This is a genomic window from Neobacillus niacini, assembly GCF_031457145.1.
GTDB classification, from domain to species: domain Bacteria; phylum Bacillota; class Bacilli; order Bacillales; family Cytobacillaceae; genus Neobacillus; species Neobacillus niacini_J.
In genome coordinates this window covers 607,254-633,435 of the sequence record NZ_JAVDVZ010000002.1, presented here as the reverse complement: position 1 = coordinate 633,435, position 26,182 = coordinate 607,254, and the positions used below count along the sequence as shown (strand labels likewise).

The 26,182-nt window shown below is 39.9% G+C and carries 21 protein-coding genes and 1 tRNA gene; 13 read left to right on the top strand and 9 right to left on the bottom strand.

The window, feature by feature from the left end; translation table 11 throughout:
- The first annotated feature begins 2 nt into the window (after positions 1–2).
- The 3 genes from spoVAE to spoVIF all read left to right on the top strand — a co-directional run bounded on the left by spoVAE (position 3) and on the right by spoVIF (position 975).
- The gene (gene spoVAE / locus J2Y03_RS07905; RefSeq protein WP_132085595.1) at positions 3–359 is read left to right on the top strand and encodes a stage V sporulation protein AE; all 357 of its coding nucleotides are present in this window, start codon (positions 3–5) and stop codon (positions 357–359) included.
- Positions 360–454: 95 nt separating this feature from the next.
- Positions 455–583 carry a YjcZ family sporulation protein gene (locus J2Y03_RS07900; RefSeq protein WP_132085597.1) on the top strand — a complete coding sequence of 43 codons (129 nt, stop codon included), beginning with the start codon at positions 455–457 and terminating at the stop codon, positions 581–583.
- 137 nt (positions 584–720) lie between these two features.
- Positions 721–975: a sporulation-specific transcription regulator SpoVIF gene (gene spoVIF / locus J2Y03_RS07895; RefSeq protein ID WP_310192623.1), complete on the top strand. Its 255-nt coding sequence runs from the start codon at positions 721–723 to the stop codon at positions 973–975.
- 43 nt (positions 976–1,018) lie between these two features.
- On the opposite strand, the gene J2Y03_RS07890 is transcribed toward spoVIF, so the two are convergent.
- From J2Y03_RS07890 to J2Y03_RS07870, 5 genes are all read right to left on the bottom strand, one after another.
- Entirely contained in the window at positions 1,019–3,304 is a 2,286-nt protein-coding gene (locus J2Y03_RS07890; protein ID WP_310192622.1) for an ATP-dependent helicase, read from the bottom strand.
- Positions 3,305–3,427: 123 nt separating this feature from the next.
- The gene (locus J2Y03_RS07885; protein WP_132085603.1) at positions 3,428–3,850 is read right to left on the bottom strand and encodes a GNAT family N-acetyltransferase; all 423 of its coding nucleotides are present in this window, start codon (positions 3,848–3,850) and stop codon (positions 3,428–3,430) included.
- A gap of 6 nt (positions 3,851–3,856) precedes the next feature.
- The gene (locus tag J2Y03_RS07880; protein WP_310192615.1) at positions 3,857–4,369 is read right to left on the bottom strand and encodes a YjcG family protein; all 513 of its coding nucleotides are present in this window, start codon (positions 4,367–4,369) and stop codon (positions 3,857–3,859) included.
- A gap of 103 nt (positions 4,370–4,472) precedes the next feature.
- Positions 4,473–5,195, bottom strand: a complete 723-nt coding sequence (locus J2Y03_RS07875; RefSeq protein WP_310192613.1) for an alpha/beta hydrolase — start codon at positions 5,193–5,195, stop codon at positions 4,473–4,475.
- A gap of 95 nt (positions 5,196–5,290) precedes the next feature.
- Positions 5,291–5,515: a hypothetical protein gene (locus tag J2Y03_RS07870; RefSeq protein WP_310192610.1), complete on the bottom strand. Its 225-nt coding sequence runs from the start codon at positions 5,513–5,515 to the stop codon at positions 5,291–5,293.
- Positions 5,516–5,659: 144 nt separating this feature from the next.
- Here J2Y03_RS07870 and J2Y03_RS07865 point away from each other — a divergent pair.
- A tRNA-Val gene (locus J2Y03_RS07865) sits at positions 5,660–5,731 on the top strand.
- A 148-nt stretch (positions 5,732–5,879) separates the two neighbouring features.
- On the opposite strand, the gene J2Y03_RS07860 is transcribed toward J2Y03_RS07865, so the two are convergent.
- Together J2Y03_RS07860 and J2Y03_RS07855 are read right to left on the bottom strand one after the other, a co-directional pair.
- Positions 5,880–6,221: a hypothetical protein gene (locus tag J2Y03_RS07860; RefSeq protein WP_310192607.1), complete on the bottom strand. Its 342-nt coding sequence runs from the start codon at positions 6,219–6,221 to the stop codon at positions 5,880–5,882.
- 564 nt (positions 6,222–6,785) lie between these two features.
- On the bottom strand, positions 6,786–7,385 hold the full coding sequence (locus J2Y03_RS07855; protein ID WP_310192605.1) for a restriction endonuclease: 600 nt from the start codon (positions 7,383–7,385) through the stop codon (positions 6,786–6,788).
- Between the two features lie 699 nt (positions 7,386–8,084).
- On the opposite strand from J2Y03_RS07855, the gene J2Y03_RS07850 reads away from it, so the two are divergent.
- The 4 genes from J2Y03_RS07850 (at position 8,085) to J2Y03_RS07835 (ending at position 14,404) form a co-directional block, all read left to right on the top strand.
- Positions 8,085–8,408, top strand: a complete 324-nt coding sequence (locus tag J2Y03_RS07850; protein WP_207909533.1) for a heterocycloanthracin/sonorensin family bacteriocin — start codon at positions 8,085–8,087, stop codon at positions 8,406–8,408.
- Between the two features lie 503 nt (positions 8,409–8,911).
- Entirely contained in the window at positions 8,912–10,858 is a 1,947-nt protein-coding gene (locus J2Y03_RS07845) for a putative thiazole-containing bacteriocin maturation protein (RefSeq protein ID WP_310192602.1), read from the top strand.
- Complete coding sequence (locus tag J2Y03_RS07840; RefSeq protein ID WP_310192601.1) at positions 10,858–12,795, top strand: TOMM precursor leader peptide-binding protein; 1,938 nt, start codon at positions 10,858–10,860, stop codon at positions 12,793–12,795. Before J2Y03_RS07845 ends, J2Y03_RS07840 begins: the two co-directional genes overlap by 1 nt.
- Positions 12,796–12,817: 22 nt before the next feature.
- Complete coding sequence (locus J2Y03_RS07835) at positions 12,818–14,404, top strand: SagB family peptide dehydrogenase (RefSeq protein WP_310192599.1); 1,587 nt, start codon at positions 12,818–12,820, stop codon at positions 14,402–14,404.
- 284 nt (positions 14,405–14,688) lie between these two features.
- On the opposite strand, the gene J2Y03_RS07830 is transcribed toward J2Y03_RS07835, so the two are convergent.
- Both J2Y03_RS07830 and J2Y03_RS07825 read right to left on the bottom strand, forming a co-directional pair.
- Positions 14,689–16,057 (bottom strand): IS1182 family transposase gene (locus tag J2Y03_RS07830; RefSeq protein ID WP_310192598.1). Its coding sequence is split into 2 segments (ribosomal slippage): positions 14,689–15,612 and positions 15,614–16,057, totalling 1,368 coding nucleotides; the frame shifts between segments, so codons are not numbered across the junction.
- Between the two features lie 320 nt (positions 16,058–16,377).
- On the bottom strand, positions 16,378–18,360 hold the full coding sequence (locus J2Y03_RS07825; RefSeq protein ID WP_310192596.1) for a sigma-54-dependent Fis family transcriptional regulator: 1,983 nt from the start codon (positions 18,358–18,360) through the stop codon (positions 16,378–16,380).
- Positions 18,361–18,734: 374 nt separating this feature from the next.
- On the opposite strand from J2Y03_RS07825, the gene J2Y03_RS07820 reads away from it, so the two are divergent.
- From J2Y03_RS07820 to J2Y03_RS07800, 5 genes are all read left to right on the top strand, one after another.
- Positions 18,735–19,670: an alpha/beta hydrolase gene (locus J2Y03_RS07820; protein ID WP_310192593.1), complete on the top strand. Its 936-nt coding sequence runs from the start codon at positions 18,735–18,737 to the stop codon at positions 19,668–19,670.
- A gap of 75 nt (positions 19,671–19,745) precedes the next feature.
- On the top strand, positions 19,746–21,374 hold the full coding sequence (locus J2Y03_RS07815) for a flavin-containing monooxygenase (protein WP_310192591.1): 1,629 nt from the start codon (positions 19,746–19,748) through the stop codon (positions 21,372–21,374).
- Between the two features lie 184 nt (positions 21,375–21,558).
- Positions 21,559–22,767: an iron-containing alcohol dehydrogenase family protein gene (locus tag J2Y03_RS07810; RefSeq protein ID WP_310192588.1), complete on the top strand. Its 1,209-nt coding sequence runs from the start codon at positions 21,559–21,561 to the stop codon at positions 22,765–22,767.
- Positions 22,767–24,200, top strand: coding sequence for an NAD-dependent succinate-semialdehyde dehydrogenase (locus J2Y03_RS07805; protein WP_310192585.1), 1,434 nt, complete (start codon positions 22,767–22,769; stop codon positions 24,198–24,200). The genes J2Y03_RS07810 and J2Y03_RS07805 overlap by 1 nt, the downstream gene beginning before the upstream one ends.
- A 190-nt stretch (positions 24,201–24,390) precedes the next feature.
- A complete protein-coding gene (locus J2Y03_RS07800; RefSeq protein ID WP_310192583.1) occupies positions 24,391–25,956 on the top strand; it encodes a fatty acid--CoA ligase family protein in 1,566 nt (521 codons plus the stop codon).
- Positions 25,957–26,182 lie beyond the last annotated feature (226 nt).

Sequence of the window (26,182 nt, the reverse complement as noted above, 5' to 3'; positions counted from 1 at the left end):
GTATGTTAGCAATGTTTTTTTGGGCTTTTGTGGTTGGCGGAATCATTTGTGTTATCGGCCAATTATTATTTGATGTGGCTAAGCTGACACCAGGCCATACGCTAAGCTTACTTGTAGTGGCAGGTGCCATTCTAGATGGCTTTGGCCTGTATGAGCCTTTAGTTGATTTTGCTGGTGCAGGTGCAACGATTCCAATAACAAGCTTTGGAAACTCTTTAGTGCACGGTGCCATGCAGGATGCAGAAAAGCATGGCATAATCGGAGTTCTAACGGGCATGTTCCAAGTTACTAGTTCTGGTATCTCAGCAGCGATTATTTTTGGTTTTATCGGGGCACTTATCTTTAAACCAAAAGGGTAAGAAATTCATAGGTTGTCTCTAGAGGAGCGCCCGGTACACTTTGAAGCTAAATCTCATATGTTATAAATGAGACTTACAAAGTGAGGTGACACTCTATGTTCGGTGGATATGGTGGATATGGCGGCTGTGGCTACGGCGGTGGATATGGCGGCGGTTGTTCAACTTTTGTTTTAATCGTCGTATTATTCATTCTTTTAATCATCGTCGGTGCAAGCTTTTTTTAAAAAAACTGCATTAAGGTGCAGGCGAAAGTAGAGGTTGGCCAAATCAGTGGCCAGCCTTTTCTTTTAGTCATTTCTTTCACGTTTTATATCTTCCTTCATACAATATCAGTAGCCTATGAAGGAGCGTGATATTTATCATGGATAATGGATTTTTTAAAAATGTCGAAAAGAAAACTGGCGTAAATATGAAAGATATTTTTGACTTAGCCAATTCCTTACAAAATGCAAATTTTAAAGATGAAAAGACCGTTCGAAATGTCATCAAACGTGTTTCGGAAATTGCGAATAAGCCAGTTAATCAAGAAACGGAAGATAAAATTGTTCAATCAATCATTGCCGATGGCAAACAGCTTGATATCAATACGATTTCTAAGATGATCAATAAGAAATAAAATAAAATGGCCTTTTTCCATAATGGAATCAGGCCAATTTTTATTATTTATTCTTTTTTTTCATTAATGGTGCTAAAAAGCGAGTAGGATGAGCCTTTTTCCCTCTTCGATTCTGGGGAACTGAAATAAACAGTTCTTGCATTGCACGGGTCATCGCTACATAAAACAGTCTTCTCTCTTCTTCAATTGCAGTAAAATCACCATTTCTACTACTATCTAATGCATAATCATGGGGCAGGCTGCCATCAACCGCTCCAATGATATATACGTTTATATATTCTAAGCCTTTTGCACGGTGAATGGTACTTAGGCTAATTGCTTCAGTAAAATGTTTACTCAAATTTTTGATTTCTTTATTCATTGCTGACATATGTTCTGCATGTGACAATAAAGCTTGAATGCTATCAAAGCTTTTAGCAGCTACTTTTAAATCTTTTAAATCATCAGAGCCTTTGTCTTGCTGATTCGATTCATTTCCTCTTTTTTTCAAGAAGTCGATGAAACCTAGTTCCTTTTCAATGGTTTCAATCGTCTTAAGGGGGGGAGAAAATTTCAATGAACGAATTAACTGAACAGCTTTCTTTAATTTCTTTTCTTGAAAAGCATGTTTTGTTTTTATATGTGAAAGCGCATCAAGATAGGTACAATCTTTGAGGATGCTTTCCGCTTTTAAATCTTTAAGGACAGTCTGCTTCAGAAATAAAATAGGTAAAATATCAGATAATGCCTGATGATTATCTTCATTTAAGCTCAATCTTAGAAAAGAAAGAACACTTTTTACAATTCGACGTTCGTAAAAAGCTTCTGAATCTAAATCAATTTTAAAAGGCAGGTTCGAACTTGCTAATCGTTCGAATACAGCCCGAGAACCGGCATTGGTCCGAAATAAAATTGCAAAATCAGATGGGTTTGCTCCATGCATAATTTTCTCGTGGATGTCGGTTACAATCATTGTTGCTTCCTCCTCCTCATCATAAGGGTAGAAGAGCACGGGATGTATTCCCGATTCAAATTGTGCCTTCATTTTCTTTTTTCTTCTTATTTTATTTTTCGAAATCATATCATTGGCAGCAGTTATAATTTCATGAGATGACCGGTAATTTTGTTCAAGTGTAACCATTTTTGCATTGGAGAAGTCTTTTTCAAACTCTAACAGATAGCTAGGATCGCTTCCTCGAAAAGAATAAATCGCCTGATCATCATCACCTACGGCACAGACATTTTTGTGCTTGCCTGATAGCAGCTTTATCAGTTCATACTGAACTTTATTGACATCTTGAAATTCATCAATGAGAAAATAGTGAAAGCGATTTTGATACACTTCGAGAATAGAAGGTGAAGAAACTAGAAGCTGATAGCAGCCAATCAGCATATCATCAAAATCAAACAGACCTTCTTGGACTTTATATTCCTCATATTTTGTATAGAGGAAGGCAGCCTTTTCCTCCCAATCTGATTTCGGCTTAATATCATGTGGGAAAAGTAACGAGTTCTTCCAAAGACCAATTTGCTGAAGTACTAAATCATAGGCAAATTCCTTTTCAGATAAATCGAGTTCTTTACCTGCTTCCTTCAAAATCCTATCCCGTTGCCAATCTTTTTTCAGAAGACGTTCCGAGGACCAATTACTCCCTTCATGGAACATAAGAATTCGATAAAAAATGCTATGGAAGGTGCCTGTCACCAACTTGTTTATTTGCTCCTTTTTAATTTCTGGGTACGAAAGTAAACGATTTTTCATTTCCCCAGCTGCTTTTGAAGTAAAGGTAACGAGCATAATCGTACGCGGATCAATTTTTTTAACATCGAGCATATAGGCAGTCCTTGCTGTGAGTACTCTTGTTTTGCCGCTGCCAGCTCCAGCTAGAACTAGTAAAGAGCCTTCTGTTTCAATAACAGCAGCTGACTGATTATCGTCAAGTACGACTCCATTTGAAGCCAACTGTCTTAAATAGGAGTCGTATTTAAGTGGGTTAGCAGTAGTATTTTTTTTAAAGGGTATCGTGCATTCTATCGGTTTTGCTGAACGGAATAAACTAGTGCCTTTTGTTGTTTCGATAATGGTTCTTCCTTGCGGGATACGAAATCCATTCCGCTCAATGATAATAGGATCAAATTCTTCTATAACAGGTTCCGGGCATGCTTTTTCCGGGGATTTTATATGATAAAAATGAGGATGTTCCTGTATTCCAAGAAACAAACGTACTTTTTCATTGCATACAGGGCAGGATAAATCACCATTTTTCCCCTGTAAGTATATTTGTTGATATTGTTCTCTGGCTATTTGGTCAAGAACAATCCTTTGATTATGTTTCATAGCAGTTTTCATTTTTTAGCCTCTTTTTTCAAAATACGACAAACTCCATCATAACAAAATACGTTCATATCGAAAAGTGCCTGAAATTTCAAGGAATATAAAAAGCACTTGCCGCGAAAGGGCAAGTGCATGAATTTAAATATTTTTTATCATTGTTTTATGAGGAATTCCTGCATCTAAAAATTCTTCCGAAACAACCTCATAACCAAGACCAGCGTAAAATGGGATGGCATGTGTTTGAGCATTTAACTTTAACTTATGTTGACCATTTTTTCGAGCATAGGCTTCAATTTCGTTCATCATTGCTTTTCCAGAACCCGTTTTTCTAGCTTCTTTTAACACACAAATGCGTTCTACCTTTCCGTAACCATCAACAACACGAAACCGGCCGGCAGCAATCGGTGAACCTTCTAGGTAGGATACAAAATGTGTTGCTTCATCCTCAAGCTCATCAATCTCTTCTTCTGCAGGGACGTTTTGTTCATCGATAAAAACGGTTCTTCTAACAGAAAAAGCATCTTCAAGTTCTTTTTCGTTTTCTACCACTTTTACATTCACAATCCATTATTCCTTTCCAAGTCGAAATGTTTCATATACTGTCCACGAACCATTATCTAATTGATAAAGAAGATGGAAGCGGTCAATTATTTCTTCATGGTCAAAACGTTTCATCCTTAATGATCCATAAACATCGGAATGTTCATCATTGGATAACTTTTGACCAATCGTAATATGTGGTACGAAAGCATAGTCTAGATGTTGCTCACTAAATTCTTGGTTGATTTCATTATACAATTTTGTAAGCTCTTCCGTAGGTTCTACTTTAAAGTAAATAACATTATTTACCGGCTGGAAAGAGCTGATTTTTAACGTTTTTAATGGGAAGACATTTGTATTGCTAGCAATTTGTCTTAATTTATCTGCAATATTTACAACTTCTTCTTCAGTTGCTTCAAATGCATTTTTTAATGTTAGGTGCGGAGTTATGAGTGAATAATGCGGGTCATAGCGTTTACGATACGAGTTTGCTAAATCTTGTAGCTTTTTTGATGGAAAAATTACAACCCCAAATTTCATATGATAAACCTCCATTAAAAAGAATTTTTCAGTAATTAGAAAGGTGTTATCGAAAAGAACTTCCTGTTATTATAGCAAATTTTCAAAAAATATGAAATGATCGCTAAAACATCATTTTTAGTGCCCTTTTTAAATCGGGCTGCCAATGGGTCCATGTATGGTCGCCATTAAATTCATCATAGTAATATGTAATTGACTTGCTTTTAATGATAGACGAGAGCTTCCGATTTGGAGTTAGAAAGTCACTTGTTTTGCCGTTCGTCATTTGGACTACTGTTTCTTGATTTCCAACGACATGATATATTTCTAAAAGCCCTTTTTCTGTAAAGCTCTCGACCAAACCATTCACTTGATCATCCACATATGGTGATTGTAGAATTATTTTTCCAAAGGTGTGCGGATAGTGGAGAGCAGTCATTAACGATACTGTGGCTCCAAGGGAGTCCCCGATTAGTGCTCTGGTGGAGCCCATATGGTAGGTTGGAAACTCTTTATCTAGGTATGGCACTAATTCATGGGCTAGAAAGCGAATATACGCCTGATTCTGTTTACCAGCGGGATGGTATTTCTTGCGACGATCCTTTACATCTTTATAGGGTATCCCAATAATAATTAAATTTTCAATTTCCCTCTCAAAAAGGTACTCATCTGCTATTCGTCCGATTTTGCCAAGTTGAAAATAATCCCGTCCATCCTGGGCAATTAACAGTGAGTATTTATATAATGGTGAGAAGTTTGCTGGCATATAGATAAGAAGAAGTACTTCTTCTCCCAGTTCATTGCTCTTTATTGTATGTTCTTTTATTGTGCCTTTTGGTATCTCCATGCAACAATTCCCCCCATGCTCGATAGATACAAATGAATTTTATCATAACTATGTTGGAAATGCTCAAGGGGAGAGGAGGAAAAAAGAATGTTAGATTAGTGTAGGAAGCGATTATTGGAGCGAGTATTTGGCATTAAGGATAAGATATTTTCCCGGCGGAAGGTGCGAACCTGTTTACGGAGCAGACAATAAGCGCGAATGTACTCATCATTCACTTCCTTCACAATTAATTTTCGTTGTGAAATTTGCTGGTCTTGTGATAGATAGATTATCTCTAACGGAATATTTTCCTCTATAGAACGTAACAAAAGTCCATCCATGTCATACCCGCCATTCTTAATGTATTGTACTATTATATCCGAACATTCGTTCTTTATTCAAAGTGTTTTAGAACGTGTGTTCTTTTTTTAAAAACTATTGACTTTTTGCGAGTTTTTACTATAATTATATTTGTAGCTTAATACGACTTGTTAGCTCAGTGGGAGAGCACTTCCTTGACAGGGAAGGGGTCGTGGGTTCGAATCCCTCACAGGTCATCAATAGAAACACAGTAATAACGCCACTTTCCGAGGGTATCAGAGAGTGGCGTTTTGCATTGGTATATAAAAAAGTAACGAAAAGGTAACGATTTAAAAAAAGTATCGAAGCAACGTGTATTATGAGCCGAGTAGGTTGTCCAATTTTTTAACGGCTTGAAGGAATTTCTTCATGTCTATCAGCGAAAGGACGTTCATCCTCCCAGGTATCAATAATTGCCTGCTCACCGTTTGGTAGGGTTATTTCCTTTGTTTTCACCAAGTTAAACAATTTATACTCTCCGAACAACCCATACTCTCCATCAGGTAATTTTTCAACAGACGCTTTTACAATTTTACCAATTGGCGGTAGTAAAACATCATGCTCAATTCCCATTCCTACTACAAATGGACCGTTAATTTGTTCTGCGGCTCTGTCCAATGCCGTCTTACTCATTCTCATGCCATGACGATCTACATGGGTTGATGATAGCAACTGTTTTTTTTCCATCTTTTGACCTCCAATCAGAAAGACATATGTATGAATACGATTTGATAAAAAAAAGTTTCGTCCGATTTCCATATCTACTGTTTTCGTTTGATGACTTTAATATAAAAATCTTTATTGGTCGCTGCTCTCTTAAAGTAAATTTCAGGTCATTCAGGTCATTATGACCTATGTGACCTCAAAAATAAATAAAACACATGTGTCCTTTTATTACATAAGCCTCCTTAACTGCAGTCTGACTGTACAAAAAAAATTACGCCTGTCCACTTAATATTTTTCCTTGAAACTTCCCCCAAAACCTCCCCCAACAAATTGGGGGATACTACATTATTCTACAATGCAGACAAAAATAAAAAACCCTAGAAACTGCGTTATATCAACGCTTCTAGGGTTTTTATGATTGCTTTTAATTAGCAAATCTATTAACGTGAGTAATGCTCTATGCCGCTTGAAAACTGGTGCAAGGTCCTGGTGGAAAGACTAACCTCAGCACAGTAGAAATTATTGTGGATAAGGAATCAAAAAGCAGCAGATGAAACATCCCCTGCTTTTCTTCATAAGTCGATTCTACATGCTCATGGTATCCGACTTATCATTTTTAAAAGGTTGATATTCAATGGTTTTAGCTATAGGGCTTTTATGATTAATCCACAATTCAACTAGATCGATCCCATTGATTAAATCGATGTTTAATCCTTCGGCATAGGAACGAGCATTTTCGTTGAATCCTGCGGTCGATACAACATATCCTCTTGATGCATTTTGCTTAACCATATTGGAATGAAGAATGGCAATCGGTTCATAGCCCATATCTTCCCGATAACACTTGACTTGACCTAACACCTTGCCGTCCCCAACTCCATGCTCTATGTCAACCCCAAAGTCTCCTGAGCTTTTGGTTACAAAGGCTTCAAATCCGTACTTATGTTTTAATACATCAGCAATAAAATGTTCAAAGTCTAAGGGATCACTTTTTAAAAATGTGGGGGAATATCTTTTTTCTTCTACTTCTTTGCAAAACCTTTGATAAAGTCCCAATGCAATGGTCTTTTTAAATTCTTCTGTCACCGTGATTTGTCTATAGTATTCTTCATCTTTTAAACTACGTCGATTCTTCCACTGAAAAATGAGTAATCCTAATAGAACCGCAATAATTAAATATTCCATATAGTAACATCACCTCAATTGTAAGGATTATCACTTCAATTGAAATATATACGGATATTAATCAATAATTGATTAATAAAGGCAATAAACTTTAAAAGTGTTTGTCCTCCTGTTTGTCCTCCTGTTTGTCCTCCTAACATTTTATTTTAATTAGAAAACATTAAAAGGAAATTTGGGAAAACAGCGATAAAAAGCGACCTTTTTAGTATTATTTCTCCTTATTATAAAACCAAATGAATGGGCGGCATGATGTAACTATTCGAATTGATTTTTGACCGCATTTTGACCGCGAATCATGTAACCTAAAAAAGCCTTTTAATCAGGCTTGCTTAGGTACTATATTGTTTCGTTTTTCTTCCTATTATATATATAAATTAAAGAACGTAAAAAAGTATGGTCTTAAAGGTGCTCGTCGTGCACCTCAGTTCTCAAAACGTTAATTATTGGCGTTTCAAAGGCTCTCAACCGATTTGGTTGGGGGTCTTTTTTTGCTCTAAAAAAGCTTTTGACTACGAAATGCTTCTTAAAGTGATCAATATTCTATTCACACCTTCAACGTAAAATAGGCTGTTAAATCAGTGGCAACAACCTAAAAAAATCATAATTTGATGAAGAGAGTACTCGTGGTACTTTAAAGTTTGATTTACACCAAACTGACATAATTACCTTCGTTTCCACTCTCTATTCAGGTGCATCCTGTTGAATAAATACAAAGGGGAGGAAAAAATGCATAATTTTCAAAATGATTTACAAATGTTGGGGATGGATAATTACCAGGTTGGTCAGCTAATTCCTATAGATTATCAGAGCCAAGATGCGCTTCAGGTTGGTGATATGCGTCGCTGTGGCGGCTGTGGTCGTTGCGGTGGCTTCGGACGTTGTGGCGGTTTTGGTTTTGGTTGTGGCGGTTTCCGTTGTGGCGGCTGTGGCGGCTGTGGTGGCTGTGGCGGCTGCTTCGGTTTTGGCTGTTTCGGTTTAGGTTTCGGTTTGGGTTTTGGCTGTTTTGGCTTCGGTTTTATTTAGTCGTTTTGGAATCTCAGAAAAAAATACGTTATTTTATAATAAGGAAGTGCCCCCTGCATGGATATGTGCCGCAGGAGCACTTCTTTTTTGGGGTAATATCAGAATTTATATCATTGGACGTTGAGAAATGTCCAGCTCCAGTGCCCTAGCGGCTAGTGTCCTTCGGTCTCCACAAGTAAAAATCTTTTAGGATTTTTACCTACCTATGATAAGTCTAGCACAATGCGCTTCGGGCTCTTCGTGTTTCCTTTATCTCATTTGGAGCGCTCCACAGGGAAAGCATCGGCAGCATAGGCATCGCACGAAGAAAAAGCGTTAGCTTTTTCGAGGAGGCAATACGCCGCTGACCACTAAGGAAAGCTCCTTTGAATAATCATCGCAGGACCAAGCTGCACTTTGGCTTGGTCCGAGGGCGCTTCCGCTTTTCTATTCATAATGGACAAATAAATGAACATATAATGATAGTGCATAATTAGGATTGCTTTGAATGAAGGAGGAGCTGAATGACAAAACTTACCTCGTCCACACGTTTGAAGGTCAAAAGGGATTCATTTTATCTACCAGATCCAAAGGGTGGTGTGTATTTTCGAAATAACTTAAATTCATTCCGAATGGAAGGAAATACAATCTATCAATGGATTGAAAAATTAATGCCGCTGTTTAACGGGGAGCAATCATTGGGAGATCTAACAGAGGGATTAACGGCGCCGTATCGCAACAGGGTATATGAGCTTGGAGAAACATTGTACAAGAATGGCTTTGTTCGAGATGTTAGCCAAGATAGGACACATGAATTAAACCCAACAGTCCTAGAAAAGTATGCTTCACAAATTGAATTTATCGAGAATTTTGTAGATTCTGGTGCGTACCGTTTTCAAGAATACCGTCAAACTAAAGTTCTGGCTATCGGTTCTGGGGCCTTTATGGTTTCATTGGCTGCCGCATTAATTGAATCGGGACTTCCCAAATTCCATTTCATGATGACTGATTCAGTACCAACAAATCAATTGCGGATAAATGAGTTAGTGCGCAATGCCTACTATGCTGATTCTGAAGTGGAGGTTGAGCAGGTACCACATGAAAAAAGGGAGGAAAGGAGTTTTTGGCAAGAAGCTTTGCGTCCGTATGATTGGATTCTATATGTCACACCGGATGGAAATGTAAATGAACTTAGGAATCTGAATATGGTTTGTAAAGAGCAAAAGAAAGCATTTTTTCCTGCCATATGTTTAGACCAAGTGGGGCTTGCTGGTCCATTGGTTCATCCGGAATCAGAGGGATGCTGGGAGTCAGCATGGCGACGAATCCATCAATCCTCATTGCAATTAGATCGGCAGCCCCAATCTTTCTCTACAACTGTCGGAGCCATTCTGGCCAATGTCACCGTATTCGAATTTTTTAAGAAGGCTACAGGAATTGCAGAGTCAAATCAGAGTAACCAAATTTACAAACTTGATCTTGAAACGCTTGAAGGAGACTGGATTTCATTCATCACACATCCATTGGTTTCCAATAAAGCTGCCCCTTCTAAACTGGTGGAAGATCTTGATGTAAGGATAAAGCAAGAAAAGAGTAAAAACGAACCTTCGAGTAACCTTTTGGAATATTTCAGTCTATTAACTTCGGAAGAAACAGGAATTTTCCATACCTGGGAGGAGCGAAACTTGACACAGCTTCCTCTTTCGCAGTGCTATGTTCAAGCGGCTAATCCAGTGTCAGAGGGGCCAGCAGACCTACTGCCAGAGGTTGTCTGTTCGGGTTTTACACATGAGGAGGCAAAGAGGGAAGCGGGACTGACTGGTATTGAAATGTATGTTTTACAAATGTTCAAGGAATGTAGTGATCTAAAAGATAAGGCTGGTGAAAACATAGCAGGGGATTTGATTGGCATTGGTGCAGGGGAAACAATCGAAGAGGCAGTTTGTCGCGGCATGCAAGCCTATTTAGAGAAAGAATTGAGAAATAAAAAGGACGATCCACTGAATCCTGTTTTTCGCGTACAATTGGGACAAATTGAAGATCAACGCTGCAGATTTTATTTAAATGCCCTGACTACCTTAAATGGTACACCGACCATCGGTTTAGAAAATGAAATACTAGGCTTCCCCGTAATATGGGTAAAGTCGCAGGGGCGTCGGTACACTTGTACAGGTTTAAATACAACGATGGCTTTACGGAATGCATTACAACAAGCGCTTTTGGATAAACAAAATCAGGTGCATGCAACCGAAAGAATATCGGAGTCAGCTGTTTTTTTGAAAGAAAAGGAATTTAAACTCGAAGTCCCTTCTTGTGAAGAAATAACACAATTGGAGCTATTACAATCTTCCATTCAGGTTTTGAACCAAAACAGCAAACATCTAATCGTTTATGATCTTGCGTTCGAACCTTTTTTAAAACAGGAATTAGCAGGGGTGTATGGTGTGCAGGTTCGAGAGGAGGAATCCTAATGGCCGCCCATATTCTCATTGACGGTGAGGGTTTATTAGCGGATTATGTTTTTGATCAATTGTCCGGCAATTATCTCGTTAGGCGTCAAAGCCTATTAGAAGAGGTACCCGAAGAAACAGAATTAGCTCTGGTGCTGCGCGATGCCTGGAATCCAGCCATTCATCAAAAAGCAGAAGAAAAATACAGGAACACTGGGATCCCGTGGCTTCGAGGTTTCGTTTCGTTTGGAGAGGGAATCATTGGTCCTTTAGTTCGCCCCAATACACCGGGATGTTCATTCTGCGCTGACATACGGCGCATGATAGCTGGATCCGATCGGAAAGAAATGTGGCAGCTACAGCTAAAGATGGCAGCAGGAGAAGGTGTCATGCAAGATGCATGGGCATCAAGAACAGGACTATCACAAATGGCAGCTTTGATATGTAATGAAGTGAAGAGGGTTCTTCAAGGAGAACCCTGCAATTTAGAAGAAAGAGTGTTCATTATTAACTTAAGAACGTTAACTAATTTTATTCACTATTTCTTGCCTAATCCCTCATGTCCAATTTGCAGTCCATTACCTGAAGATACACCAGAATTAGCTCAAATTAGGTTAGAATCTAGTCCTAAATTTAATAGCAGTGGTTATCGCAGCCGTTCGATGGATGAATTTAAAACAGTACTGGTCAAAGACTATCTGGATTACCGTACTGGTATCATGAATGGAAAAATGCAGGATTTCACCCTGCCATTTGCTGATGTTTTAGTGAACATGCCATTATTTGAAGCGGACGAGGGAGTCGCTGGCCGGTCTAATTCTTATGAAATGAGTGAGCTGACTGCCATTTTAGAGGGTTTGGAACGATATTGCGGAATCGAGCCTCGAGGCAAAAGGACGGTAGTTCGTGATAGTTATCATAATTTAAAGCAAAATGCACTAAACCCTGAAAGAGTAGGTTTGCATGAAAAGGAACAATATACAAAGCCACAGTTTCCCTTTAAACCGTTTGATCCTGATACTCCAATGAATTGGGTCTGGGGCTATTCGTTTTTACAAGAACGTTCTGTATTGGTCCCGCAGTTACTCGCCTATTACAGTTTGGGGCATGGGGAGGGCTTTGTTTATGAAACCTCCAATGGATGTGCATTAGGGGGTAGTTTAGAAGAAGCCATTTTTCATGCCATTATGGAGGTTGTCGAGCGAGATTCTTTCTTGTTAACCTGGTATGCAAAACTTCCCCTTCCACGTCTTGACCTTAGTTCGGCTAACGATAAAGAATTACAGTTGATGGTCGACCGTATGCGTGAGGTGGCGGGATACGACCTTCATTTTTTCAATTCGACGATGGAGCATGGAATTCCAAGTGTGTGGGCAGTGGCAAAAAACAGAAGATCCAAGGGTGTAAACCTCATTTGTGCAGCTGGAGCTAACCCTGATCCTGTAAGGGCTGTAAAAAGCGCAATTTACGAGCTTGCGGGAATGATGGTGCATGACGAAAAATTGGAGGCAAACGAGCAGAAATATCAACATATGTTACAGAATCCGTACGAAGTACGTACCATGGAGGACCATGGTTTGCTCTACGGGCTGCGGGAAGCAGAGGAACGGCTGAATTTTTTACTGGATGATCAACGTCCATTACGTACATTTGCAGAAGAATTCAAGGAGACGCCTGCAACTACTGATTTGAAGGAAGATCTTCAGGATATTCTTCAGAGGTTCCACCGGTTAGATCTGGAGGTCATTGTGGTGGACCAAACGACACCGATAACCAAACGGAATGGATTATTCTGTGTGAAGGTATTGATCCCTGGTATGTTACCGATGACATTCGGACATCACCTGACCCGCGTAAAAGGGCTGGAGAGGGTCCTTAAAGTGCCAATGAAACTTGGATTTATGGAACAGCCGTTATCGTATGAACAGCTTAATTCAGATCCCCACCCATTCCCATAATTGAAAAGGAGGAGGTGTTAAATTGGAACTAGAAACATTTGTACATCATCTTCACTTTGATACGGAAAAAGTTGCTCCTCCAGATTGGCAAGTGGATTGGGAGGATGCACCACTTCCCTATAAACTGTACCGGGGCTTGCCAGAGATTCCGCTGAACGCAGATGTACCGTTAACACTCAGCGGACGGGAAGCTAAGGCTGAACCCAGCCGGGAGGAGCTAGGTTATTTCTTATTGTATGTATACGGCCTTACTCATTACTCGCAAATCGCATTAATCGAGGACACCGAGGAAAAAGGTGCTGTGAGCTATGCCCAGTTATTACGCAGATTTGTACCCTCTGGCGGGGCGTTATATCCCAATGAATTATATGTGTATGTGAAGCTGAAGGACACACCAATGGGAATTTACCATTATGATGCGGCTCACCATCGCCTCCTCTTGCTGCGAGAAGGAAATTACGATTCATACTTATCAAGAAGTCTTGGAAATAGCTGTGATCTTTCTGACTGTTTCTGTACTGTTTTTGTCTCGACGCTATTTTGGAAAAATTTCTATAAATACAATAATTTTTCCTACAGGCTCCAAGGGTTAGATGCAGGCGTGCTAATTGGGCAATCTTTAGAAGTGGCCAATACGATGGGGTTTTCATCTCGGGTATGCTACCAATTTCTTGATAGGTCTATCAATCATTTGCTTGGGCTGTCTGATCAGGATGAAAGTGTATATGCCGTTATTCCTTTATCTGTTAATCAAAACGTCAATAGTGCAGGCAACGATCATAATAGAATGGAAATTGTTTCTGCCACTGAATTGTGCCGGGAAGTGCCGCTGTTGGAGCATGCCTCCTATAACCGTTCAAAGAAGGTAATAGATTATCCTAGCTTGAGAAAATTTAATGAAGCATCCATGTTTGAAACAACAGAGTCGTTTGTGAAGATAAAGAAAGATAGTAGTGTGAAAGTTTCCTTAGATTCGGAAATGATCCTGCTTCCCTTTGCAGAGCGCTTTTCATACGATCTTACATCCGTTTGCAGGGAGCGGCATTCTCCAGATATCGATTTTATGATGGGTCAAGTCCGTCAAACGCAGCTATCCACTTTGTTAAAAGAGACCTTTTCCTTCTCGTATCAGAATGACCTTGATGGTACACATGGGAATGTGGAGAGTCCTGTTTCTTTATATGGTAGTTTTTACAACGTGGAAGGAGTTCCAAATGGTGCCTATTCTTATGACAATGCCACTCATGCACTTCGAAGAATAACTCAGGGAGATTTTCGAGAGTTTTTACAAAATGGATTAACAATGCCCAATGTAAATCTGTTTCAAGTTCCGCTCTGTCTGCATGTTGTTGGAGACAGGGAACATCTCAAAAAGGAATTGGGATATAGAGGATACCGCATTCAACAAATGGAAGCAGGCATACTCTTGCAACGATTGCTCTTGGTATCGTGTGCTTTAGGAATGGGAGGGCACCCGCTATTAGGATTTGACGCAAACCGATGTGATGGACTTTATAGGATTAATTCGAAAGAAAAAACAAGCCTAATCCAAATCCCGGTCGGTCCATACCGTCCCCGCGCCTGGTTAAAAGGGAGTTTGATTAGCTAGGAAAAACAAGTGTGCACTAATAAAACCCGCATTCATGCGGGTCAGATTGTCGAGAAAGGGTATTTTTCTCGGCAATTTTTTATTTTTCTTGTTCTAACCAACCGAATTTAATTAAAAATAGTGCCTGCTAACTGGCCTGCTGATTTCCGCTCCAGGTGTTTCGCTTTCCGCGGGCGTGCCGGGGAGCCTCCTCGGCGCTATTACGCCTGCGGGGTCTCCCCCTGCCCCGTATTCCCGCAGGAATCTTCGCACCTTCCGCTCCAATCAACAGGGGAGAAATAACCTTAAGAGTTGCCACACACTATTTCCAACCTGGCTAAGTGTGTGGCAATCTTTTTTATATTTTGGCATGCTGCGGTGAGTAACACTTGCTCACTCGCATTATCCAATCCCCGTAACCTACAATAGCGAAGCCCATGCAGTTCTTTTGAATCTGCGAAGCTTCGCTCTACTTTTTCCTTTCTAAATTTATAAAGTACTTTCCCTGATTTTGAAAGCCGATTGAGTCGTACCTCTTCCTTATGATTTTCCCAAACATGTCTTGTAACAACTTTGGTTTTGTTTTGAGATTTTGTACACTCCGACAGGAGTGGGCAGTTGGCACACTTTTTAGAATCCGATTTATATTCCCGATATCCTTCTCTTGTAGTAGTGCGATATGGTAACTCTTGGCCATTTGGGCAAATATACACATCTTGCTCTTTATCATATGTAAATTTCCATTTCGGAAATAAACCTTTTGTTGGTTGATATTTTCTATGCGCAATAACTCCAAAAATATTACGGTCATGTAGTCCCTTACATATCGGATTTGTCAGGTAACCGGAATCAAGTGCAACAGCTTCCACATTAAATCCAAAACGTTCGACCTGACGGTCTAACCGTGATAGATATGGGACAGAATCATGAACATTTCCAGGTGTAACAAACGCATCGGTTATGATGTTGAACTTCATATCTGTAGTCCGATGATCAAGATAACAGAACATTTCCTGTTTATTTTCTCGTGACATAAACCCACATTCAGGGTCTGTTGTACTTTGGCGTATTTCCTTTTTCTCATTCACCTCTTCCTTTTCCTTTAGAGGCTTTTTTCCATGATTCTCCCGATCTTCCTCAACCGCTTTGTTAAGTTCTTCTATGTATTCTCGTGTTTCAACTTCCACTTCGACTCTAGTGAATTTATTTTTGTTCGCGTTCGCCTTTAAGGTGAGTGGAATCGGAAAATAAAACTCTTCCTCCTACCATCTTGTGATGCATCGCTAGGAAGACAATTTCATCAAAAATCTCCTGAAATATATTCGTATCTTTAAAACGGGTACGCCGATTCCAGCTGATGGTTGAATGATGGGGGACGGTATCGTTTAGCTTTAGTCCTAAGAACCATCGATAGGCAACATTTGTCTGAATCTCGCGTTCTAATTGGCGTTCGGAACGAATGCCATAAAAATACCCGATTAACATCATTTTAAAGAGTTGTATAGGGTCCGAAGGACGCCCATTATTTTCAGAGTAAAATGGACGAACTCTCTCACCAATAAAAGAGAAGTCGATATATTTGTCCACCTTTCTTAACAGGTGATCTTGGGGCATTAAATCATCAATAAATACAAATTCGGCTTCATTTTGAAATTCTCTTTTTGGCTTGAACATTTATACACCGTCCTATACTTAATACATATATTATAACAAATTAACGCGGTGAATTGCTAAAGTAATAAGAAAAAATAATGGCTGTCGTGACTTTCTCGACAGCCTGAATCCTAACATCTAATTGATGTTAGGATTTTTTGTTTTTTGAAGGTAATCAAAAACCCAATAAATATATGTAAAAACTGTATGAAAAAGGAGATTGATAAGAAATGTACAAAACTATTTGGGTGCTTTAACACTATACTGGGTTACAAAAAGGAGGCATTCAGTTGGAAGCCTCCTTTTTATATTTGAAGAATGAAAAAGATTTGCTTATTCCGTTACTTTAAACTTTTCATATCATAACCCATTTTTTTTAATTTTCGATAAAGGGTGCTTCGGCTCATTTTCAATTCTTTCGCTGCATCTGTGACGTTCATCTGTGAACGTTTTAACGCTTGTATAATCCAGTCTAACTCAGCCTGTTTGACGGGATTAATGCTCACCGAATTAATAGGTAAGGTCTGTTGGTTATGGAAATGCATTGGTAGACTTTCGGGGGTAATAATGCCGTTGGCTGAAAAATTGACGGCATATTCCACCACATTCTCCAACTCGCGAATATTTCCAGGCCAAGAATAATTTTTTAAAATCCCCATAGCTTCTGCCGTTATATGATGAGGACCGTGGTGTTTTTTTACTGACAGCTTTTGAACAAAATATTCAGCTAATAAAGGAATATCTTCTGACCGTCGACGTAAAGAAGGTAACTCAATTTGAATGACATTGAGACGGTAATAAAGATCCTTACGAAATTTCCCCATTTGAATTTCTTCCACAAGATTTTTATTCGTTGCTGCGATCACTCTTACATCTATAGGGGTACGTATTTTATCACCGATACGAATGATTTCTTGTTCCTGAATTACCCGAAGCAACTGGACTTGTAACTCCAGAGGCATATCCCCTAATTCATCTAGAAAAAGGGTTCCCTTATTCGCCAATTCAAACTTTCCAATGCTGCCTTTCGGATTAGCACCCGTAAAGGCACCTGCCACATATCCAAAAAGCTCACTAGGGAGCAAATCCTTTGGTATAGCAGCACAATTCAGGGCTATAAATGGATGGTCAAATCGATTGCTGGCTTGATGAATGGCATTCGCAACTAACTCTTTCCCTGTGCCGCTATCCCCAGTAATCAGAACGTTAGAATCACTTGAAGCAGCAACTTGTGCTAAATGAATAGTACGCTTAAATTCTTCTGAATTACCAATTAAGCTTTGAAAAGAGTATTTTGCAAAGTGATTATGAATAGTAGTTGAATGACTTAATCTACTTTTTTTCTCTAAAATAGAAATAAACCCTATGAATCTATCGTACCAAAAAATTTTTTTGTGAATAGCCCGATACTGACTGCCATGAAGCGTTACTTCATCCTCCCATTCCTTTTTCGTGGTACATTCATTGTTTTCTACTGTAACTGACATTAATGATGTTATTTCATTGATTTGAGTATCATTGTTTATCTTTAAAATTTTCCCCTTTGAGTTACATAAGATAACGATTTGGTTTTTCCATTTACTAATGGCTTCAATATATATGTTTTGCATCATTTCACGTACTTGGTAGTAATTGTGAAATAGGATTCTTTCTATTTGATTCACTAATCCAATCGTTTTCATCATGCTGAGGTAATGAAAACTATTAGCCGTAGTAGAAAGGTTTATTACCCCTAACAGTTCGTTTGTTAGCGGATCCAAAATTGGCGCCGATGAACACACCCATTCATGACAATTATAAGAAAAATGTTCGGAAGAAAAAATTTGAATAGGCTGTTTCAAAATGATGGAGGTCCCAATTGCATTCGTACCGGCCCAACGTTCTGACCACTGAGCTCCATTATTTGCATTCACTGAGTTTCCTATATTTCGACTTACAGAGTGATTCCCATAGTTATCTATGATTATGCCATCACTGTCACAAAACAGGAGTACATGGTTTTCATCAGAAAGTTCTTGCCCCGCCTGTTTAAGTACTGGTTCCGCTAGGTGAAAAACTTCATTTTTTTTCCTTATTTCTTTGAGCTCTTCATCCGAGATATTTTTTACAGAACCTTCAATCATCGGATTCAGATCTTGATATTCCTTACTCCGATTCCAAGATTGTAAAATAACATCTCTTACTTCTGTAAATTCCGTATGCTTTTGCCCGATTTGAATTGGATTTAAGAAGTAGTGTTCCCATTTTTCAAACTGTTTTTTTCTTAGTAGAGTAACCTCATTTTTTGTTAACGGCTGATAAACTGAATATGGAACATAGGACATATAGTACTCACCTCTTAATTATTCCGAATATTATTAATTTACATACTAATAGTAGGAAATGTCAACTATCACCGTTGTGTAAAATTATTTCCATTTTTAGCAGAATTTTTTTCTGGCATATGTACTGTAGCAATAGTGAGAATTACTGTTGCAAAATTAAGAATAGTTGACTATATGGGAGTTCATTTACCCTTTTTTTTATATTGTTGTTTCAAATTTGCTACAAAAATAAAAAACAAAAATTAAGAAAAGGCTGAAATATCCTAAAATTCAGTTTGGCACGGTACTTGCATATTAGTTAAGCGAATCACCCAAGAACACTCAGTAATGAAACCGTATTCAAATGAACGAATATAAAAGGGAGGAAAACAATTATGAAATCAATGGAGCAAACAACAAAAATTATATCGAAGGAAGCAGAATATCTGCGGGCATTGTACCAGGATTGGAGCGACCGTATGGAGGCCAATCCGAACATGACAATAGCGGACTTCCGAAGCCTTTTTGACGAATGGGAAAAACCTACGTTTGAGCCTGAGGATGTGACTTATAAGACGGATAAGGTAGGTGGTGTCGATGTCATCTGGGCATACCCTATTGGATGCGACAAATCAAAAGTATTAATCTACACTCACGGCGGCGGATTTGCCGTAGGATCTTCCACAAGCCATCGGAAGCTGGCTGGCCATATGGCCAAGGCACTGGGCGTGTCCTCTGTAGTATTAGACTACCGTCGCAGCCCGGAGAATCCTTTCCCAGCACAATTGGAGGATGCTGCTGCTGTATACAAAGCCTTGCTAGCGTCAGGCATTAAGGCAAAGGATATCGGCACAATCGGCGATTCTGCTGGAGGAAACCTTGCCATAGCATCGGTGCTGAAATTCCGTGAATTGGGACTTGAGCTTCCAGGTGCTGTCATTGCTTTCTCGCCATGGCTCGATATGGAACTAACCGGCAGCACGCTTGAGAGCAACGCCGCTACTGACGCACTAATTACCGTCCCATTGCTCCAAGGAATGATTGGAATGTTCTTCGGAGATGACAGCACGAAGGCCCGAAATCCATTTGCCAACCCGCTGCACGCCGATTTCAATGGTTTTCCGCCGCTTTACATCAACGCGGGTGGAGTTGAAATGCTGCTGGACGATGCGCGCCGACTGCATGCTCGCGCCACTGAAGCAGGTGTACAAGCTACACTATCCGTTGTCGATGGAATGCAGCATGTTTTCCCATGCCTCGCCGGACGCGCTCCTGAAGCGGATGAGGAAGTCAGCAGGATTGCAGCTTGGTATCAGGCACTGCAAAAATAAGAAATAACCTTTCAAAATATAAGATTGTGATCCAATGAAAAACCAAACTGAAACTCAATAATAGGGGGAAGCAATGTGAATCAACTGAATAATCATAAGACAAAAGGGTTAGAATTTGATGCGGTTGTTGTTGGGGCTGGGTACGGCGGCCTTTACGCTGTTCATAAACTCCGCAATGAGCTAGGCCTAAACGTACGCGCTTATGATAATGGCTCTGATGTCGGTGGTACTTGGTATTGGAACCGCTATCCGGGAGCGCTTTCGGATACCGAAAGCTTTGTCTACCGCTACTCTTTCGACAAAGAACTACTTCAGGATGGAAATTGGAAGCACAATTACCTGACGCAGCCGGAAATCCTATCCTATATGAGCGACGTCGCCGATCGTCTCGACCTGCGACGCAGCTACCAGTTTAACACTAAAGTTACAGCAACCTATTTCAACGAGGAAAAGAACGTTTGGGAAGTCACCACGGATAAGGGTGAAACCGTCACGGCAAAGTATCTTGTGACCGGACTTGGTCTGCTATCAGCAACGAATGTGCCGAATTTTAAGGGCAGAGAGACCTTCAAGGGTGAACAATATCACACTGCTAGATGGCCAAAATCAGGCGTTGATCTGAAGGGTAAACGAGTAGGCGTAATTGGTACAGGTTCAACCGGGGTTCAGGTAATTATTGCCACTGCCCCTGAGGTCGAGCATCTGACGGTTTTCCAGCGGACTCCGCAATACAGTGTACCAATCGGATTAAAGCAACAATCCGATGCTGAGAAAGCGGAAATAAAGGCAAATTACGAAGAAATATGGAAACAAGTGAAATCTTCCGCCGTGGCCTTCGGATTTGAGGAAAGTACGGTATCAGCGGTTGAAGTTTCGAAAGGGGAACAAGAGCGTGTGTTTGAGGAGGCATGGAATATTGGAGGTGGATTCCGCTTCATGTTCGGTACCTTCAACGACATTGCCATCAATCCAGAGGCTAATGAGGCTGCAGCCAATTTCATCCGCAAGAAGATTCAAGAGATCGTTAAGGATCCTGAAACGGCACGCAAGTTGATGCCAACCGGTTTATATGCCAAACGTCCGCTTTGTGACAATGGCTACTACAATACATTTAACCAAGACAATGTCTCACTCGTCGATGTCAAGGAGAACCCAATCGTGGAAATTACACCAAAAGGTGTGCGCACCACGGATGGCGAGTATGAATTGGACGTACTGATCTACGCAACCGGATTCAATGCGGTGGATGGCAACTATACCAAGATCGACATGCGCGGACGCGGTGGTGTCACGATGCGCGATAAGTGGGCGGATGGACCAACGGGGTATCTCGGCATGACGAATACTGATTTCCCTAATTTGTTCATGATTCTCGGACCAAACGGACCGTTCACCAACCTGCCGCCAAGCATTGAAACTCAAGTTGAATGGATTTCGGATACCGTGAAGTACATGATTGAAAAAGGCATCAGCACGATCGAACCAACGATAGAAGCTGAGAATAATTGGGTTGAAACCTGCCGTACAATTGCAGATATGACCCTGTTTCCAAAGGCTGAATCGTGGATTTTCGGTGCGAACATCCCTGGTAAGAAAAATGCGGTCTATTTCTACATGGGAGGCTTGGGGAACTATAGAAAAGCCTTGGAAGAGGCGGGTTATAAGGGCTTTGTTCTCGACAGTGCCATGGCAAACGTGGAATAAAATTAGTCCTACTAACGGAGCCGGGGACAGTCAGGCCCGGCTCTAATAAATCAAACCCTGTATGGGTTTGATAATTGGATTATGCCTTAAGGGCGCCACAATCATGGGAATAATAACTAATCCCACTGTTCCCAATCCCTGCTTTACGATCAAACTCTAAAGGAGAGTACTAGGGAGGAATATTATGTATTTAAGTCAGCAATTTTTTAATTCTGCATTACCTACAAATGTGATTTTTGGAGTAAACAGTGTCGAGGAAGGCTTAACAATAAAAATTAAAGAATTCAATAAATTAAACGTTTTTATAGCCACTGATCCAGGGCTTGTTCAAGCTGGAATTCCAAATAAAATACAATCTCTTTTAAAAGAAAACGGGATTCATTCAATCATATTTTCAGAAATTGAGCCAAATCCTCATGCCGTAACTGTCATGAAGGGGGCTGAAGTTTATAAGGCCGAATCTTGTGACATGATTCTCGCCGTTGGCGGAGGAAGTGCGATGGACTTCTCAAAAGCCGTTGGTGTAATGGTTAGTCATCCTGGCCATATCCTTGATTATCGCCGTGGGAAAAAACCAGTTGTTAACGATATTCCCACGTTGTTTGCTATTCCAACAACTGTTGGTACTGGCTCTGAAGTAACCACTGTTACAGTGGTCACTGATCATGAGGCAGGCAGGAAATATGTTGTTGTTTCACCAGAATTGGCACCTAAGATTGCATTTGTTGATCCATCGTTAACCAAGTCACTTCCACGCCATGTAGTTGCATCTACAGGAATGGATGCTTTGGTTCATGCGATAGAAGCTTTTACTTCTGTACGTTCAACCCCAATAACTGATGGCCTAGCCCTGCAAGCAATTAAAATGCTCAAAGATCATTTGCTGCCTAGTTATGCACATCCTAATAACCTTGAAGCAAGATCACAAGTGCATTTAGCAAGTACAATCGCTGGTATGGCTTTTGGTCTTGGCGGTGTTGGACTTGTTCACTCTTGTTCACATCCGATGTCAGCTATATACCATGCACCCCATGGACTGGCGAATGCAATTATATTACCTTATGTTATTAAACACAATCTAATCTCAAACTATAAAAAATATGCTGATATTGCTAGAATCTTTGAACCTTCTTTAACATTTGAGAATGATAAAGTTGCTGCGGAAAAACTAATAGACTTACTAAATGATTTTAACCAATCATTGAATATACCAAAAGATTTTAGTTATTTAGGAATTGAATTTACAAAGGAAATGGTTGATCGTTTAGCACATGATGCCATGGATGATAAAGGGACCATTCCAAATAATCCGCGAAAAGTTGTCAGAGAAGATGTTATTAAAATCTATAATCAGGTTTTACCATTCTATCAAGAAGGGGAATCAGCAGAATAATGTACATTAATGGAAAGTGGTTAGAAGCTGAACAAATATTAGAAGTAAAAAACCCCGCTAATGGTCAAGTGGTTGATAGAGTCTTTTTAGTAGGAAAAGAAGAAACAAATCGAGCTATAGAAGCAGCAAAAAATGCGTTCCCGCTATGGTCTGGATTGACTGGTGAACAGCGAGGGGCTTATTTGCATAAAGTAGTTGAACTATTGGAGGAAAAAAAAGAACACTTTGCCCAGACCATTACGAAAGAGATGGGCAAATCAATTCATAATGCTCGCTATGAAGTGGGGAACACGATCGCCTTTTTTAGATGGTATGCAGAAGAAGCTCGCCGCGTCTATGGAGATATCGTCCCTGCATCTGCACCAAATAAAAGAATTTCTGTAATAAAGCAGCCAATTGGGGTTGTTGGGGCAATTACGCCATGGAACTTTCCGTTATCTATGGCTGCAAGAAAATTAGGGCCTGCATTAGCTGTTGGTTGTACGGTTGTATTTCGGCCATCCCGTGAGGCACCTTTATCATCTCTAGAGCTTTTTAAAGTGCTTGATGAAGCCGGTCTTCCAGAAGGTGTTGTGAACCTTGTCATTGGGAATTCTTCTGATATTGTTGGAGAACTAATGGCTAGTGACACGGTTCGTAAAATTTCATTTACAGGATCAACAGAAGTTGGAAAGAAGCTCATTCGTCAATCGGCTGACACAGTAAAACGTGTATCCATGGAGCTTGGTGGACACGCTCCATTTATCATTTTTGAAGATGCTGACATTGATCTTGCCATTAAAGGTACCATCGCCAGTAAGTTTGCATCAACTGGTCAACAATGCGTTTGTGCGAATCGTATTTACGTACATGATTCGATTTATGACACATTTGCACAGCGTTTTGCAGATCAAGTTGCATCCATGGTGGTCGGCGATGGATTAAATGAAGATACTCAAGTAGGTCCAATGGTTAACCAAGAGGCTGTTGATAAAGCACACGATCATGTTACCGATGCGGCAGGGAAAGGCGCTAGAATTCTTTGCGGTGGTAAAGTGCCAACTGAGAATGAATATGAAAATGGCTATTTTTATCTACCAACGGTACTAGCAGATGTTAACGAAGAGATGAAAATTACCTATGAAGAAACTTTTGGTCCAGTAGCACCATTAATCCGTTTTAGTACTGAGGATGAGGTTGTCGAAAAAGCAAATAATACTGAATATGGGCTGGTCTCTTATTTCTATACGAATGACCTTTCAAGAGCACACCGGGTTTCAGAAAAGCTTGACTATGGAATGGTAGGAGTAAACGATCCCGCCCCATTTGCTGTTCAAGCGCCATTTGGAGGAGTGAAACAAAGCGGGTTAGGAAGAGAAGGTGGTCGCTATGGTTTGGAAGACTATCTTGAAACAAAATTAGTTTCTATAGCAATACGTGGTGAAAATCGGTAAAACTATGAAACTATTAGAAAAGTTGACACAAATTGTTTAGTAATGAAAGGCTTAGTTCAAAAATTGGAATTGAGTTATCCTGATTACGAAAAATTGCCTGACCAATGAGTGGTTGCTGTGTAAACCAGTATCCATCTAATATAATTGAATAAATTTTAAAATAAAATTTGGCAAAGGGGGAGAAAGCTAGATGAATTTTTCAACAAAGCTTCATGAAACGGCAAAATACTCCGGCAGCAAGATTGCGTATTGCTTTATGGACCAATCAAGTACATATGCTGAATTGAATCAAGCGATTACACAATTCGCTTCGGGTATGGAAAAATTAGGGATTAAGAAAGGAGACCATATTGCATTATTGTTGGATAACTCTCCTCAATTTGTGATTAGTTTACATGGGGCGTTCCGATTGGGAGCGACTGTCATTCCGATTAATCCTATTTATACAGCCGATGAAATAGGGTATATCCTTGATAATGGTGATGTTAAGGCTGTTGTTGCCTTGAAATCGCTAATCCCATTACTGGAGCAAAAGCAAACATTGATGCCAAAAGTAGAGCAATATGTGTATGTTGATACGGATCAAAAGACAGAGGATTCAGATAGCCTTTCTAATTACTCTAACTTGAAATCTAAATTGAGATCGTTTACTAGTCTACTGGCTTCCGGGAATTTGGACTTTCAAGAACCGGAAATTCATGGTGATGATGTTGCCATTATTCTTTATACATCCGGAACAACTGGAAAACCCAAAGGTGCAATGCTGACCCATAAGAATTTGTATTGTAATGCCATGGATGTAAGCCATGATTTAAAAATGACCAGCGATGACAGAATTATTACAGTACTGCCAATGTTTCATGTCTTTAGTTTAACGGATTGCTTGAATGCACCGATTTTATCTGGGGCAACTATTCTGATTGTACCCAAGTTCAGCCCGAGGGAAATTTTCCGTTTAGGTAAAAAATATAAACCAACGGTATTTTTTGGCGTACCAACGATGTATAACTTTCTCTATCAATTCCCTGAAGGAAACCCGGAGGATCTTGAATCACTAAGGTTCTGCTTCTCAGGCGGAGCCTCCCTTCCTGTTTCCCTGTTAAGAAATTTTGAGGAAAAATTTAATGTGGTGATTTTAGAAGGATACGGATTATCCGAGGCATCGCCAACAACTACCTTTAACCCTCTTGACCGTGAACGTAAACCGGGATCAATTGGGACATCAATCACCAATGTGGAAAATAAAATTGTGAATGAGTTTGGCGAGGAAGTTCCTGTTGGAGAAGTAGGAGAGCTTATTGTCCGCGGCCCAAATGTCATGAAAGGCTACTATAAAATGCCTGAAGAGACAAAAAGGGCGATTAAAGATGGCTGGCTTTATACAGGTGATCTGGCAAGAATGGATGAAGATGGATATTTTTATATTGTCGATCGGAAAAAGGATATGATTATAGTAGGAGGGTATAACGTTTACCCGAGGGAAGTCGAAGAAGTCTTCTATCATCATCCCGACATAGTGGAGGCAGCGGTCTTTGGGGTACCAGATCCAAATCGCGGTGAGGCAGTGGTAGCTTATGTTGTCACCAAAGACCCTTTAATAACAGTGGAACAACTGCATGCCTACTCTAAGGAACATCTGGCAAAATATAAACTTCCTTCGGTCATTGAAATCATCGAGGAACTGCCGAAAAGTGGAACGGGGAAAATTTTAAGAAGGGCTTTAAAAGAACAGCTGGTGGAAAAAGTTGCACTTTAAAAAAAGGGCTGTTTAAAATATAAAACTCCTAATTCGGAAGAATGGGTCTAATCTTTCCGGATTCGGAGTTTTTATAAAAGTCTAATTGTTATTTTGGACTGGCAAAGGGAAATAAGTATCTTGCAGGTGTGTTTGTATAGGTTGCAATCAATGATGCAACTGTCATTTCTGTAGAAAATAGTAGGGTTAATTTTCAGAAACTTAACATTATTATGAATAAGTCAAA